General features: G+C 44.5%; 12 protein-coding genes. 9 read left to right on the top strand and 3 right to left on the bottom strand.

The annotated features are described in order from the left end of the window. The first annotated feature begins 8 nt into the window (after positions 1 to 8). The 9 genes from B0I27_RS15095 to B0I27_RS15055 all read left to right on the top strand — a co-directional run bounded on the left by B0I27_RS15095 (position 9) and on the right by B0I27_RS15055 (position 12276). Entirely contained in the window at positions 9 to 833 is an 825-nt protein-coding gene (locus B0I27_RS15095) for a transketolase (RefSeq protein ID WP_106294854.1), read from the top strand. 1 nt (position 834) lies between these two features. Beyond that, complete coding sequence (locus tag B0I27_RS15090; protein WP_106294852.1) at positions 835 to 1809, top strand: transketolase family protein; 975 nt, start codon at positions 835 to 837, stop codon at positions 1807 to 1809. 61 nt (positions 1810 to 1870) lie between these two features. Next, complete coding sequence (locus B0I27_RS15085) at positions 1871 to 2806, top strand: D-ribose ABC transporter substrate-binding protein (RefSeq protein ID WP_106294850.1); 936 nt, start codon at positions 1871 to 1873, stop codon at positions 2804 to 2806. Positions 2807 to 2809: 3 nt separating this feature from the next. Beyond that, complete coding sequence (locus B0I27_RS15080) at positions 2810 to 3439, top strand: DUF2291 domain-containing protein (RefSeq protein ID WP_106294848.1); 630 nt, start codon at positions 2810 to 2812, stop codon at positions 3437 to 3439. Between the two features lie 10 nt (positions 3440 to 3449). Next, complete coding sequence (locus tag B0I27_RS15075) at positions 3450 to 4952, top strand: sugar ABC transporter ATP-binding protein (RefSeq protein ID WP_106294846.1); 1503 nt, start codon at positions 3450 to 3452, stop codon at positions 4950 to 4952. 8 nt (positions 4953 to 4960) lie between these two features. Next, positions 4961 to 5935: an ABC transporter permease gene (locus B0I27_RS15070; protein WP_106294844.1), complete on the top strand. Its 975-nt coding sequence runs from the start codon at positions 4961 to 4963 to the stop codon at positions 5933 to 5935. Further along, positions 5935 to 7419, top strand: a complete 1485-nt coding sequence (locus B0I27_RS15065) for an FGGY family carbohydrate kinase (RefSeq protein WP_106294842.1) — start codon at positions 5935 to 5937, stop codon at positions 7417 to 7419. The genes B0I27_RS15070 and B0I27_RS15065 overlap by 1 nt, the downstream gene beginning before the upstream one ends. Positions 7420 to 7668: 249 nt before the next feature. Beyond that, positions 7669 to 10830 carry a SusC/RagA family TonB-linked outer membrane protein gene (locus B0I27_RS15060; RefSeq protein ID WP_106294840.1) on the top strand — a complete coding sequence of 1054 codons (3162 nt, stop codon included), beginning with the start codon at positions 7669 to 7671 and terminating at the stop codon, positions 10828 to 10830. A gap of 96 nt (positions 10831 to 10926) precedes the next feature. Next, a complete protein-coding gene (locus tag B0I27_RS15055; RefSeq protein WP_245925528.1) occupies positions 10927 to 12276 on the top strand; it encodes a RagB/SusD family nutrient uptake outer membrane protein in 1350 nt (449 codons plus the stop codon). Between the two features lie 203 nt (positions 12277 to 12479). Here B0I27_RS15055 and B0I27_RS15050 read toward each other — a convergent pair whose 3' ends face one another. The 3 genes from B0I27_RS15050 to B0I27_RS15040 form a co-directional block, all read right to left on the bottom strand. Then, positions 12480 to 13367 carry a class I SAM-dependent methyltransferase gene (locus tag B0I27_RS15050; protein WP_106294836.1) on the bottom strand — a complete coding sequence of 296 codons (888 nt, stop codon included), beginning with the start codon at positions 13365 to 13367 and terminating at the stop codon, positions 12480 to 12482. A gap of 77 nt (positions 13368 to 13444) precedes the next feature. Beyond that, positions 13445 to 14197 (bottom strand): ABC transporter ATP-binding protein, encoded by a 753-nt coding sequence (locus tag B0I27_RS15045; RefSeq protein ID WP_106294834.1) that lies wholly within the window; start codon positions 14195 to 14197, stop codon positions 13445 to 13447. Beyond that, positions 14194 to 14925 (bottom strand): MlaE family ABC transporter permease, encoded by a 732-nt coding sequence (locus B0I27_RS15040; protein ID WP_106294832.1) that lies wholly within the window; start codon positions 14923 to 14925, stop codon positions 14194 to 14196. The genes B0I27_RS15045 and B0I27_RS15040 overlap by 4 nt, the downstream gene beginning before the upstream one ends. Positions 14926 to 14945: the final 20 nt, after the last annotated feature.

Raw genomic sequence — 14945 nt, 5'->3', positions numbered from 1 at the left:
TCGATATTATGACAGAGCGAGAACTCAAAAGGAAGTCGGTTGAATATAGAAAGAAGATCCTGAAATATATTTATGGAGCGAAGGCGGGACATACAGGAGGGAGTTTGTCGTGTATTGATATTCTTAACGTGCTTTATAACTCCGTTTTAAATGTTTCACCGGAGGATTTTGATTCACCGGATCGTGACAGATATATTCAGAGTAAGGGGCACTGCGTGGAAGCGCTGTATGTTGTTCTGGCGGACAAAGGTTTCTTTCCTGAAGCAGATCTGGAAACGTTATGTAAGTATCAGTCGCATTATATAGGCCATCCTACCAGAAAAGTTCATGGCGTTGAACAAAACACAGGAGCGCTCGGTCATGGACTTTCCCTCAGTGTAGGGAACGCCATAGCTGCACGCCTGGATCGGAAATCCTATCGCGTTTTTACGTTGTTAGGTGATGGTGAACTTCCGGAAGGTTCTAACTGGGAGGCCGCCTTGACGGCATCACACTACAAGTTGGACAATCTTTGTGCAATTATAGACCATAACAAGCTTCAGATTTCTGGCCGGACTATAGATGTCTGCAATACGGATCCGATAGACAAGAAGTTCGAAAGCTTCGGCTGGGCCGTGCGCGAGGTAGATGGTCATGACCATCGTCAGCTACGGGAGGCTTTCGACAGTTTGCCTTTTGAACCGGATAAGCCAAGTTTAATCATCGCACATACAGTGAAAGGTAAAGGGATTAGTTATATGGAGGGTCAGCTCAAGTGGCACCATGGAGTGCCGGGAGAAGATCAGTACCGCGCAGCACAGCTTGAGCTGGATGAGGTAATGGAAACAATATAATATGGGAGCATTGGAAGAAATTAAAAGTGAGACTCAGGTTGTCGGGCTGGCAAACTTGGAGACCTTCTCTAATACACTGCAAGCACTGGCTGAAAATGATAAGCACATCATTGTAGTAACGAGCGACTCGAGGGGGTCGGGTAAACTGGTTCCCTTTGGGGCAAAGTTTCCTGAACAGCTGATCGAGATTGGCATAGCCGAGCAAAACCTGGTTGGCGTTGCAGCAGGGATTGCGTCGACGGGCAAAAAAGTATTTGCCGTTTCACCTGCCTGCTTTCTTACCGCAAGGTCCTTCGAGCAGATCAAAAATGATGTAGCGTACTCAGACAACCCTGTCAATTTGATCGGTATCAGTGCAGGAGTAAGTTATGGCGCCCTGGGTTCTACCCATCATAGTCTGCACGACTTTGCGGCGCTGCGGGCTGTCAATAATTTGATAATAGCGGCGCCTGCCGATAACTTTGAGACCGAGCAGGCTATAAAACAAGCAGCTGCCCTGGATAAGCCGGTTTATTTACGGTTTGGAAAGAAGAATATGCCACATCTCCCCTCGACGGCTGAACGCACTTTCGAGTTTGGAAAGGGGAGAGAGGTGCTAAGGGGAGAAGATCTGGTAATTATAGCAACAGGAGAAGCCGTTTATCCCGCGCTGGAGGCGGCTGAAAGGCTGCACTCAGGGTATCAGCTCCAATCATCCGTTGTTAGCATGCATACTATTAAGCCATTGGATTATGATCTTCTCGCTAAAGTGGCTCAAAAAGGTGTGCCTATTATCACCGTTGAAGAGCACAGTATTTATGGTGGACTGGGAGAAGCCTGCGCTTCATTTTTAATGGAAAATGGATTCAACAACAAATTCAAGATCATAGGTATTCCGGATGAATACACGGTAACAGGTTCGCAAAACGATATTTTTAATCACTATGGAATCTCCGGCGAGGGCATTACGCAGGTGGCGCTAACTCTATTGAAATGACCTGATTTGTTGATTTCGAGAGAAATGCCTTAAGCAACTGACCTATTTAACCAATTATAATATGACGAGGAAAACTTGCATTTTCTTTCTGCTGCTCTGTTGCATGACCATTAACGCCTGCACCAATCGCGGGGCAACAGAACAACCTAAAAAGATAGCGATAATCGTTTCTACACTAAATAACCCATGGTTTGTGGTGCTGGCTGAAACAGCGGCGAAAAAAGCAGCGGACTTAGGTTATGAGGCGAAGATTTTTGATTCCCAAAATAATACAGCGCTCGAAGCAGATCATTTTGAAAATGCCATTACGTCTGGCTTTGATGCTATTCTGTTCAATCCAACTGACGCCGATGGTTCTATAACCAATATATCAAAGGCTAAAGCCGCAGATGTGCCTGTATTTTGTATGGACAGAGAGGTGAATTCTACTACGGTGGCTACATCGCAGATCTTGTCAGACAGTTACTCCGGGTGTATTGCAATGGGTAAGTATTTTGTGAAGCAGTTAAACAAGAAGGGGAAGTATGTAGAAATATTGGGGCTCGTTGGCGACAACAATACCTGGGCGAGGTCAAAGGGCTTTCATAGTGTGGTAGATGATTTTCCGGAGTTAAAGATGGTTGCCCAGCATAGTGCAGATTTCGACAGAAATAAGGCTATGGAGGTTATGGAGTCTGTTTTACAGGCGAATCCGGACATAGATGGAGTGTTTTGTGGCAATGATGCAATGGCAATGGGCGCCTACCAGGCCCTGGTGGCTGCGGGTAAATCGGATCATGTTCAGGTGTTCGGCTTTGATGGTGCAGATGATGTACTCCAATCTGTTAAGGCTGGAAAGATAAAAGCTACCGGAATGCAGTATCCAAAAATCATGGCAGAAACCGCAGCCCTTTATGCTCAGGAGTATTTCAGTGGCAAGCGAGACTTTCCGCAGAAGGTTCCTGTGGCAGTGGAGTTGGTTACTTCAGCTAATATTAACAATTACCTTTCCGAGTAGGCTATGAAAATATTGAAATATATTATAGCGGCTGCGGCTCTTTTATTTATCAGCTATCATTCGGTGTACTTTGAGAAGCTGAGTGATGTAAGAAGAGCAGAGTCGGGGGATAATACAGATATGGAAGCCTATACCAGAGATTTTTGGGAGAATAAATTGCCCCTTTCCATGGATAAAGCTATAGATATTAAGGATCTTGTAACTCGTGTCAAAGCAGATCCCGAGGAGACCTTCGCCGCCTATGCACATGCATTGGGTATTGGCGATCTACAGTATTTTATGGTGAAGGGGGAAGGACAGACTACTATGATTGCTGATAATCAGGTCGAGCTGCTTATCCTGGGAAGAGATGGCAATTTTAAGCTGCGTATTGAGACGGAGCTGGTGTATGGCAACTCTGTCAGAGATGCTTCCGGACTACTTAATATGAATGCCTTCAAAAATACCTCTGAGTTTAACGAAGTATCTGCAGGCTTAAATAAGATCATCCGTAAAGAGATCCTGCCGCCTTTCAGGAAAGAAGTAAAGGAGGGGGATGTGGTTCGTTTTATAGGAGCAGTGGAGCTGAACAGGAGATTTCTGAAGCTCGATGACCTTGAGGTAACGCCAGTTCAGCTGGAAATTGTCAAATAATCAGGATCTTATGCTAGTAGTCGAAAATATAAGTAAACACTTCTCTGGCGTCGCTGCGCTTGATAATATCAATCTTGAGATTCATGCCGGCGAGGTGACGGCAATTGTAGGCGAGAACGGTGCTGGAAAATCTACGTTGATGAAGATCCTCTCGGGGGTCTATGCCGACTATGAGGGACGCGTCCTGCTAAGGGGCAAATTGGTAACTTTCAGCAGTCCGAAGCATGCTCAGGAATGCGGAATTGCTATTATCCACCAGGAGCTGAACCTGATTCCATATCTAAGTATTACAGAAAATATTTTTTTAGGTCGGGAACTTACCGCCTGGGGTGGTTTGGACAAGAAAGCTATGCGCCTGAAAACGCTGGAGCTGCTGAAAAGGCTAAAATTGAACCTCGATCCTGATACCCTGGTAGTCGATCTGAAAGTTGGACAGCAGCAGGTTGTTGAGATCGCTAAGGCTCTATTGACAGAATCCGAAGTGATCATCATGGATGAACCTACATCAGCGATTAGCGACAATGAGGTCAAGGTGCTTTTTGAAATTATCAACGATCTCCGGAAGGAAAATAAGGCGGTGGTTTATATCTCTCATAAGCTTGATGAGCTCTTTAAAATCGCTGACAGGTATGTCGTTCTGCGGGATGGGAAGTTGATTGAATCCGGGAGGATGAAAGATGTACAAACCAACGACATCATCCGGAAAATGGTCGGAAGAGAAGTTCGGCTAGTTCGCAACCGAAGTAGTAAGGCACAGAATTGTGAGCTTCTTGAAGTTGAGAAATTATACCTCAAAAATCCGGAGCGCAGCGGGGAATATCTATTAAATGATATATCATTTTGTCTGAATAAGGGCGAGATATTAGGCGTCTTCGGCCTTATGGGAGCCGGAAGAACAGAGTTGCTGGAGGCTATATTTGGGCAGCACCCCAAGTATACCAGCGGAGCTATTCGTATTGGAGGAAAGGAGTATACGTACAGTTCTTCCATAGAAGCAATTAAGGCCGGACTGGCACTCGTACCTGAAGATCGCAAAAAAGACGGCCTGGTATTAGGGCTGGACGTTCAGAAAAACATTGCTATTACGACTCTGAAGGAAAGAGAAGTATTAGGCCTCTTACATATGGGAATGGAGACTGAACTTTGTGAGAAGTACCGCAGTGATCTGAATATCAAGTCTTCTTCGAGTAAGCAGACCGCTGGTTCTTTAAGCGGGGGCAATCAGCAGAAGATCGTAATTGCCAAATGGCTGGCTACTCATCCTAAGATTTTGCTTCTGGATGAACCTACGCGAGGTATTGATATCAATGCGAAGAATGAAATCTATAAACTCATGCTTGATCTTACTGGTCAGGGATTAGGGATAATAATGGTATCTTCTGAGTTGCCTGAGATACTGGCTGTCTCAGATCGTGTCATGGTGCTTTCCGAAGGAAATGTGACCGCCCAAATCGCCATTGAAGAAGCTACAGAAGAAAATATTCTTAAAGCAGCTATTCCGAAATCAATTTAACTGAGCCGATGAACTTAAAATTGTATAAAACGTATTTTATTAAATTTCAGTCGCTGATCGCACTATTCGTGATTTGCTTATTAATCAGTTTGTTGTCTGACAAATTCCTTACCGTTTCGAACGGCTGGAATGTGATGAGGCAGATTTCTGTTAATGTCTGCATTTCGGTAGGTATGACGCTTATTGTGCTGACGGCCGGTATAGATCTTTCGGTAGGATCGGTGCTGGCTTTATGCGGGGCCATAACCGCAGGTTTGCTGAGTGATGGGATAGGAATAATGCCTGTCGATCTTTATATCGGCTTTACGCTGCTTGGCGCTATCCTGGTAGGTCTGTTTTGCGGCACGTTCATAGGCGGCTTTAACGGCTGGGTGATTACACGGTTCAATGTGCCGCCTTTTGTGGCTACTTTGGCGATGCTAACTATAGCGAGGGGACTTACCTTGCTATACACGGAAGGCCACCCTATATCAGGTCTGGGCGAGAATTTTGCATATATAGGCACCGGTTGGCTCTTAGGCGTACCTGTGCCAGTCTGGATCTCGGCACTTGTTGTCGTTGCTGCCGTTATCATTACGAATAAGACGCGACTTGGGAGGTATATCTATGCAATTGGCGGGAATGAGAGTGCGTCGAGGCTGTCCGGCATTAATATCGGGAGAGTGAAGATTATTGTTTACGCCATTGCAGGTGGGTTGGCAGCTATAGGCGGTTTAATGGTCACCTCGCGGTTGGACTCGGCTCAACCTAACGCGGGTGTTAGTTATGAGCTAGACTCCATTGCAGCTGTGGTTATAGGAGGAGCATCACTCTCGGGGGGTAAAGGAACAATATTGGGGACCGTACTCGGAGCTATTATCATAGGAGTGCTGAATAATGGTCTTGTTTTGCTGAATGTTTCTCCTTTCTGGCAGCAGGTGGTTAAGGGTATGGTTATTCTTTTGGCCGTTATAATTGACAAATCAAACGCTAAATCGAGATAATGAGTAAGTATATTCTTTCAATTGATCAAGGCACCAGTAGTACTAAGGTTCTTCTGTTTGACGAACAAGGGAAGGCGGTATGTAAATCTACTGAGTCGTTGAAAAGCATATTTTCCGGTGAGGGCTTCGTAGAACAGGATCCGAGAGGTATTTATGAGAACGTACTAACATCGGTAAGGAACTGTGTCGATAGTTTTGTTGCCGGGGGCGGACGTGTCGAAGACATAGAAGCATGCGGTATATCCAATCAGCGGGAGACCTTTGTGATTTGGGACGCTGCAGGAACTCCATTACACAATGCTGTAGTTTGGCAGTGTAAACGATCAATAGGGGTTTGTGCCCGGCTGAGCGAAGAAGGGCTGGGAGAGGCAATCAATAAAAAAACGGGACTTATTATTGATCCTTATTTTTCTGGCACCAAGCTGATATGGCTGTATGAAAATGTTCAGACGGTAAGGAGAGCCGTGGACGAAGGACAAGCTTACTTTGGTACTGTTGATACCTGGCTGTTATTCTGTCTGACGAAAGGCCTGAAGTATCAAACAGATTACACCAACGCATCAAGGACGATGTTCTTCAATCTGCACACTCTGGCATGGGATAAAGAGCTGCTTGAGGCTTTTGGACTTTCCAAGTTAAATCTTCCGGAACCGAATCCATCATCTTACTTATTCGGAGAAACTGACTTTGAAGGGTTAATTGGAAGAAAGATACCTATTAGCTCAATGATCGGGGATTCTCATGCCGCGGCATTTGGTGAAGGCTGTTTTCTTCCCGGATCCGCAAAAGCTACACTTGGCACCGGATGTTCGATACTGATGAATATTGGTTCAGAGCCCAGGATTTCCGGCAATGGAATGATCACAACGATCTGCTGGAGTACTGCTAGTCAGGTTGACTATGCACTTGAGGGGGTTATCGTATCCTGCGGCGCAACTTTGGAATGGCTTAAGAATGAGCTGTGCTTGTTCGATGACCTACGTCAAACGGAAAGTCTCGCAAATTCTGTAGCAGATACAAACGGCGTTTATGTTATTCCGGCGTTTAGTGGCCTGGGCGCTCCATACTGGCAGATGAACCGAAAAGCATCAATAAATGGCCTCACGTTTGGTGCGGCTAAAAGTCATATCATCAGAGCTGCATTGGAATCTATTCCATACCAGATCAAGGATGTGATCACGGCGATGGAAGAAGATACGGGAATAGAGCTTCAAGAACTTATGGTGAATGGAGGAATTACCGCTAACGGTTTCGTTCTTCAGTTCCTGGCTGATCTGCTAGATAAAGAAGTAGCGAATAGAGGATTGCCGGATGTTTCTGCCCTGGGTGCGGCCTATCTTGCCGGACTGCAGTGTGGAGTATACCGCGATCTTGACCAGTTAGGATCTCTGAATGCAAAATCGGCAGCCCACTACCCCTCAGAAGACCTAGCAGCGGTGACTCATGCATATGCTGGCTGGAAGGCGGCTATTGCCGGCTGCTAAAAATTTATACTACAGAACTTACTGTGGTCGTGAGTATCTACCGCTATAGCAATCATGAAGTCCGTTCTATGTTTATTTTTCATTGATAAGTATTTTTATCGATTCCGGTGAAAAATACTTATCATTTTCGTCATTAATTTTCATTTACTTTTTATATTTTAGTTTATTCTTTGATTCTACCTTCGTTTACCTATCAAAGAAGCTAACCAATTTTCCATTGCATGTCTACATGCGCTAACCAACATCAATATGAAACAAATTGCATTACTGTTCTATGTAATTCTCCTTACGATTACTGTGCAGGCTCAGACTCGGCAGATCACAGGAAGGGTATTAAGTGCCGAGGATGGAGAATCTCTGATTGGCGTGAGTCTGAAAGTAAAGGGATCTAACAGAGGAGTGAGTTCCGATGCTCAGGGTCGCTTTGTTCTGAATGTTCAACAGGAGGAAAACGTCATTCTCCTGATATCTTATATCGGATATAAACCGCAGGAGATCAACGCAGGCAATCGTTCTGCTTTAGAAATTCGACTTGTACCAGAGTCGAAGAGTTTGAACGAGGTAGTCGTAGTTGGTTATGGTACACAGAGCAGAAGAGCGGTAACAGGTTCGGTTGCATCGGTGAACTACGATAACTTCAAGGACCGCTCGGTAACCAACGTTACGCAAGCGCTCGCAGGCCAGTTGCCGGGTGTCAATATTACGCAGTCTCAGGGAGCACCCGGGCAAAGTCCGAATATACGTATCAGGGGTACCAGTTCTATTACGGCGGGAACGAGCCCCTTGTATGTTGTAGACGGCTTGCCGATTGAAAACTTTAATCTTAATAACATAAATCCGCAGGATATCCAGTCCGTCGAAGTCTTGAAAGATGCTTCGTCTGCGGCTATTTATGGATCCCGCGGATCTAATGGTGTCGTACTCGTAACGACTAAACTCGGCAAAGTGGGAGAAACACAGGTTAATGCCAACTATGAATACGGGACACAGGAGTTAACCCGAAAGGTTGACATGATGGATGCTCAGCAGTTCGTCCAATATTATATAGATGCTCATAATAACGCTTATCTGGCAGCGGGAGGAGATATTAGCAGTCCCAATGAAGTAAGACCAACCATTTACAGGATTCCGGTTGATTTTACAGATCCAGCTTTAAGGGCTCGCCTGGGGAAAGGTACAGACTGGCAGGACGTTATGTTTAGAAAGGCAGGTTCTCATAATGCGCAGGTATCGGTTTCGGGAGGCTCGGAGAAGACGCAGTTCTTATTTTCGGGTGCTTACCTCGATCAGGAAGCGGTTATGGACAATAACTACTACAAACGACTTACTGTTCGATCAAATATTAAACAAAAGATTTCCGAGAAGATCTCTGTAGGTCTTAACCTTGGATTGACAGCTTTATATGACCGGACCGACGGTATAGAAGGAAAAAGTGATGCAGTGAGTCTGGGATTACAGAGCGACCCTATCTTTCCGATTTATAATGAAAACGGTAACCTCGGTTTCAAAGATCCCAATTCCGAATGGTACAGGTTTGCCCAGTACACGGATCTACAATTATGGCATCCATACTCGCTGACTAGGGAGGCGGACAAGCAGAACAAGTCGTTTACAACGCTGGGAACTGCTTTTGCCGACTACAAAATCACGGACGGTTTGAAGTTTAGAACCAGCATAAATGCCAATTTACTGAACACACGCTTCAACTTTTTCTGGAATAAAGATCAGAAATTCGGATATTCTTCCGCCTTGCCTGCACAAGGTAGTGCGAACTCGAGATTCATGTTCAACTGGTTGACGGAAAATACGCTGAATTATGACAAGAAGTTTGGGGATCATAATTTGAGTGCCTTACTGGGTTTTACCTACCAGCAGCAGAGAGATGAGTATATGGCGCTAGGTGCCGGTAATTTTCCAAATGATTTGGTACCCACATTAAATGCCGGAACCGTAAACTCAGGTACTACATTAGCTTATGAGTGGGGACTCTTGTCGTATCTGGGAAGGTTGAACTATAATTTCAAGGACAAATACTTCCTTTCGGGAGTAATTCGGCGAGATGGCAGTTCAAGATTCGGTAAGAATAATCAGTTCGGTTATTTCCCCTCAATCTCTGCCGGTTGGCTTGTATCTGATGAAGGATTTATGAGTAACGTTGCAGCGGTGAGCAGTCTTAAGCTTAAAGCCAGCTACGGTGTCTCGGGTAATAATCAAATTCCTAATTATGGTTCGATTGGACTTCTGGGATCTTCGAACTATGTCTACGGTAATAACCTGGCGAATGGACTAAACGTGACTAACATTGAGAATGCGGATTTGAAATGGGAGAAAACCAATATGTTTAATACAGGTTTTGAACTCGGCCTGTTTAAAAATCGTGTCAATGTAAGTGCCGAATATTACAACTCCACTACCAACGATTTACTGCTTAATGTTCCCGTTCCGGATATTACAGGCTTTTCGACACAGCTCACAAATATCGGGAAACTTAGAAACAAAGGTTTTGAAGGAAGCTTGAGCACAAAGAATATAGTCGGAAAATTCAACTGGACAACTGACTTTAACGTTTCTCTCAACAGAAACAAGGTGTTGCAATTGGGACCCGGAAATGCACCTTTAATTTACACTGATTTTGTAGTTCAAGTCAAAACTGAAGTCGGTCAACCTATTTCTAATTTCTACGGATACATCTTCGACGGTGTTTATATGAATCAGGCAGAGATCGATGCAGGGCCTGCAAGAGGGGATGGAATTACTACTCCTGGTGATCCGCGGGTAAGAGACGTAGACGGAGACGGAAAAATCACCGAGGCCGACAGAACTACCATCGGGAATATTCAACCGGATTTCATAGCCGGACTAACGAACTCTTTTTCATACAAAGGTATTGAGATGTCATTCATGCTTCAGGGTTCATTTGGAGGTGAAATTACCAATCAGCTAATTCGTTATAATGGTATTTGGAATGGTGGCAGAAATGCTTATGCAGAGGTCGCTAATTACTGGAAATCTGAAGCTGACCCAGGCGATGGAAGACATTTCAAGCCAACAATCGCACCGAAGGGGTACCAGGAAAAGTTTTCATCCTACTGGGTGGAAGATGCCACTTTTGTGAGGTTAAGAAACATCCGCATTTCTTATGCTTTGCCTTCGAAGCTGTTCGTTAAGTCGCCCGTAAAAGGAATACGTGTTTTCATGAATGCTGAGAATGTTTACTTATGGAGTAATTATTTAAATTATGATCCGGAAAATACAACGTATAGCTCAACATCCTATTCCAATATCTACTCCAATGCGGTGCCTTCGGCCAGCTCTTCCGTGAGTGTACCTTCAGGTGCGTTTCTAGGTGTAGATTACGGTTCTTATCCCAACCCCCGAATCATAACCTTCGGAGCTAAGTTTGATTTTTAAATTATAACACAGAAGAAAATGAAACTCAACATAAGCAAATTACTTGTATTGATGTTCTTAGGAACTATCACGTCAAGCTGCCAGAAATCATTAGATATGGCACCTATATCAAATTCTAATGCAGCCAATTTCTATAAGACTACCCAAGACTTCGAACTTGCGGTAAATGCGGCCTATGCAACGCTGTATACTTTTTATGCTCCTGCCAGCGGTGTATCTTACTTTGCTGAGCAAATGTCTGACAATGCTACGCTTTATAACGTGGCTGGAATCCAGGCAGACCGAGTCGCATTTAAGAACTTTAGTCTTGCGCCATCCAATACTGAAGTTTACCGGTTTTGGCAGGAAAGCTACAGAGCCTTGTATAATGTTAATATCGTTCTGGATAAAATAGAGGGCGCATCTCTTGACAATGCGTATAAAGAGTCGGTAAAAGCGCAAATGATGTTCTTGAGAGGATTGTATTATTTCAATATGGTTCAGATGTGGGGAGATATTCCATTGGTGACGAAGGCGCTGTCGGCTACTGAAAGCTATGATGTCGTTCGTTCGCCGGTAGCGGATGTTTACGCTCAGATAATTGCAGACCTAAATTACGCTTCTCAGTATCTGCCCTTGCCGGCTGCTGTTGCATCAACTCCGGGAAAGGCAACTAAGTACGCCGCACAGGCACTGCTCGGTAAGGTATATCTGACGTTGGACAGAAAGACAGAAGCAACCCAGGTGTTGACTGAAGTTTACGGAAAATACACGTTGGTGCCTCAATACGCTCAGCTTTGGGGGGCGACGATAAAGAACACCAGCGAATCAATATTCGAAATTCAGTTTAAAGGAGGTGCAGGAAACCCTTACAGTAACTATTGGACAGAGTTTGCTCCAACGGAAAACTTCGTGCTGACGTTATTTGGCGGTGGAATGAATCAAGTTACAGATGACCTGTATAATGAGTATGAGGAGGGCGATATTCGAAGAGATGTGTCGATCTCAACTGGATACACAAACAAGAACGGAACATTCATTCCGATCAAGTTTCAGAATAAATGGGTAGATAAAACGGCACCTGCCCCTAGCGGCAGAGAACTCAGCAATAACAACTTTGTGGTGCTACGATATGCAGATGTTCTGCTCATGTTATCAGAGGCAACGAATGATCCCAAGTATTTAAATGAGGTGCGTAGCAGGGTAGGGCTGCCGGCATTTGGCTCTGCAGGTTATCCAACGGCGAAGTATCCAACTTTAGCGCTCGCTCTCGAACATGAGAGAAGGGTTGAATTGGCGCTTGAATTTCATAGGCTATTTGATCTTAAAAGAACAAATAGGGCTTTAGACGTGGTGAAAAAGACAAAGCCAATACAGAACGAAGGGCAGTTGATATTGCCTATACCTCAAAACGTGATACAACAGAATCCAAAGATTACCCAGAATTCAGCCTATACCGGATTGTAATCTTGTAGGGCTCGGACTTTTCTTAAAATGCCTTCCATCCTATCAGGATATCTTCAACGTAAAACCCCCAAAGTTACTGTAGACTTTGGGGGTTTGTTCTATAGGAAATAAATTCTTCCTGGTTGCTGGCGCTTCAGACTTGCTGCATTCTGCTATAGATAGCTCACTTCTCTCAATCTCCCGACGTCTCGAAGAATCTGTTGTTACGCTTTGAATCTTCTAAGTTTCCCGAAGACGCCCAGGGGCAACTTACTGCCGGCAGTAGCCTGCAGATATAATTCGCCGCTTTCGAGATTTGTCGGTTTTTTAATCACGTCCTTTATCAGATTTTCAACAATGACAGACGAAAAGCCCAATGAATAAGTATTCAAGATCATGAAATGCTCTTCCTCATCCAAAAGATTCGAAACGTCATTCATCATTTCCAGAATATGATCCTCCAGCTTCCATTTCTCACCATTCGGACCATGCCCGTATGCAGGTGGATCTAGTATGATACCGTTATATTTTCTCCCTCTTTTAATCTCTCTCTTGACGAACTTTAATGCGTCTTCAACCACCCAGCGGATATCCTTAAGGCCCGAAATTTCCTGGTTCTCATTAGCCCAGGTAACTACTTGTTTGATAGAGTCTACGTGTGTGATGTCTGCACCTGCCGCTTTTGCCGCAAGGGAAGCCCCCCCTGTATAGGCAAAAAGATTCAATACCTTGGGTTGTGGTGTTTCGAATTTTTTGATGGTCTCCGAGATATAATCCCAATTTACCGCCTGTTCAGGAAAGATGCCGACATGCTTGAAGGATGTCAGACCCAGACGGAACTTAATTTCGATGTCCGTATTCTTATAAGTAATATGCCAGCGATCAGGAGCCTTGGTATTCTTTCTTACCCATTCACCCGAAGTGGCAGAGCGTCCCTTAAATTTGATGTCGTGCCTCTTTTGCCACTCAGACTCGGGGAGCTGCTTTGACCATACTGCCTGAGGCTCGGGACGGATAAGAACTATGTTTCCGAATCTTTCTAGTTTTTCGAAATTTCCGCAGTCAATAAGTTCGTAGTCTTTCCAGTGCGCAGGCGTAAGTAATGAAATCATGCTAATGTGTGGGGATATTTATTTCGCGAAATTACTAAATATCGCCGTCATACTTAAACTTATAATGACCTGAAGAGCTACAACTTCTCCCTTGCGGCCTGGGCAAACTTACTTGCAAATACGAAATCATTAACCTTCGGATTGTTAGTATGAGCAATTTCCTTGTTGGAGCCTTCCCATTCTTTACGTCCATCAGCAAGAAAGAGGATATTTTCACCAATGCCCATTACCGAATTCATGTCGTGAGTGACAACGACAGTGGTCATGTTATATTCGTCGGTTAACTCATTGATAAGTTCATCGATAACGATAGACGTCAGCGGATCAAGGCCCGAATTCGGCTCATCAACGAACAGATACTTTGGCTGCATCGAGATCGCGCGGGCAATACCTACACGCTTTTTCATTCCTCCCGATAGTTCAGACGGAAATAGCTTGTTCTTGCCCTCCAGATTCACCCGGCTGAGACAGAAATTAGCCCGCTCCAGCTTCTCTTCCCTGCTTTGAGTAGTAAACATGTTAAGAGGGAACATGATATTGTCTTCGACAGTCATCGAATCGAACAGTGCCGAGTTCTGGAAAAGCATGCCGATTTCTTTTCGTATTTCAATACGCTCCTGATTGGAAAGACGTGTAAAGTCGCGCCCATCATAGAGTACAGAGCCATCATCCGGCTCGTGCAAGCCTACCATACACTTCAGAAGGGTTGTTTTTCCCGAACCAGAACCTCCGATAATTAAGTTATTCCGTCCGTCCTGGAATAATCCTGAGATTCCCTTAAGTACATAATTTTCGCCGAATGACTTGTGGATGTCTTTTATTTCAATCATAATAAGAGATCAGTAATGATATAATCGGCAAATAAGATAGAGATACAGCTGATTACAACTGTGCTGGTGCTGGCGCGCCCAACTTCCAGAGCACTTCCCTTAACATAAAATCCCTGATACGCCGCCACCGAAGTGATAATAAAACCAAAAACAAACGCTTTGGTTAGCGACACAACAATGGTGTATGGGTTGAATCCTTCGGTGATACCTCTATAGTAATCAGCACCGGTTATCGCCCCTGAGAAGGTTCCTCCTATATAGCCACCGATTATGTTTAGTGCAATTGAGATAATTACAAGTAAAGGAATCATGGATACGCCCGCAATAATCTTAGGAAGAATCAGATAGCCGGGCGTGTTTATTCCCATTATCTCGAGTGCATCGATCTGCTCGGTCACCCTCATGGTGCCGATCTCCGAGGAGATGGAGGAGCCGATTTTACCCGCAAGTACCAATGCACTGATGGTTGGACTCAGTTCAAGAATGGCAGAATCCCTGTTTACAGAACCAATAATTGTTTTAGGAATAAGGTCGCTCTGAAGCTGAAAAGCAATTTGCAGAGTCATAACGGCACCAACAAAGATGGAAATAATTCCAATCAGGTAAATCGAATTGACACCTATATAAACCATCTCATGCGCAATGTTTTTCCAGTAGATCTTCCATTGTTCTGGGCGTTTGAATACTGCTTTAAGGAGAAGGATGTATCTTCCGAAGTCTGTGAACATATATAGTCAGTGTATTTATT

Source organism: Arcticibacter pallidicorallinus (assembly GCF_003002875.1).
Classification (GTDB): Bacteria; Bacteroidota; Bacteroidia; order Sphingobacteriales; family Sphingobacteriaceae; genus Arcticibacter; species Arcticibacter pallidicorallinus.
This window is presented reverse-complemented; position numbering and strand designations above follow the sequence as displayed.

Coding starts and splice junctions, on each gene's coding strand:
- B0I27_RS15060 (WP_106294840.1), top strand. CDS start 7,669: ATGAAACAAATTGCATTACTGTTCTATGTAATTCTCCTTACGATTACT.
- B0I27_RS15065 (WP_106294842.1), top strand. CDS start 5,935: ATGAGTAAGTATATTCTTTCAATTGATCAAGGCACCAGTAGTACTAAG.
- B0I27_RS15095 (WP_106294854.1), top strand. CDS start 9: ATGACAGAGCGAGAACTCAAAAGGAAGTCGGTTGAATATAGAAAGAAG.
- B0I27_RS15090 (WP_106294852.1), top strand. CDS start 835: ATGGGAGCATTGGAAGAAATTAAAAGTGAGACTCAGGTTGTCGGGCTG.
- B0I27_RS15070 (WP_106294844.1), top strand. CDS start 4,961: ATGAACTTAAAATTGTATAAAACGTATTTTATTAAATTTCAGTCGCTG.
- B0I27_RS15050 (WP_106294836.1), bottom strand. CDS start 13,367: ATGATTTCATTACTTACGCCTGCGCACTGGAAAGACTACGAACTTATT.
- B0I27_RS15045 (WP_106294834.1), bottom strand. CDS start 14,197: ATGATTGAAATAAAAGACATCCACAAGTCATTCGGCGAAAATTATGTA.
- B0I27_RS15055 (WP_245925528.1), top strand. CDS start 10,927: ATGGCACCTATATCAAATTCTAATGCAGCCAATTTCTATAAGACTACC.
- B0I27_RS15080 (WP_106294848.1), top strand. CDS start 2,810: ATGAAAATATTGAAATATATTATAGCGGCTGCGGCTCTTTTATTTATC.
- B0I27_RS15040 (WP_106294832.1), bottom strand. CDS start 14,925: ATGTTCACAGACTTCGGAAGATACATCCTTCTCCTTAAAGCAGTATTC.
- B0I27_RS15085 (WP_106294850.1), top strand. CDS start 1,871: ATGACGAGGAAAACTTGCATTTTCTTTCTGCTGCTCTGTTGCATGACC.
- B0I27_RS15075 (WP_106294846.1), top strand. CDS start 3,450: ATGCTAGTAGTCGAAAATATAAGTAAACACTTCTCTGGCGTCGCTGCG.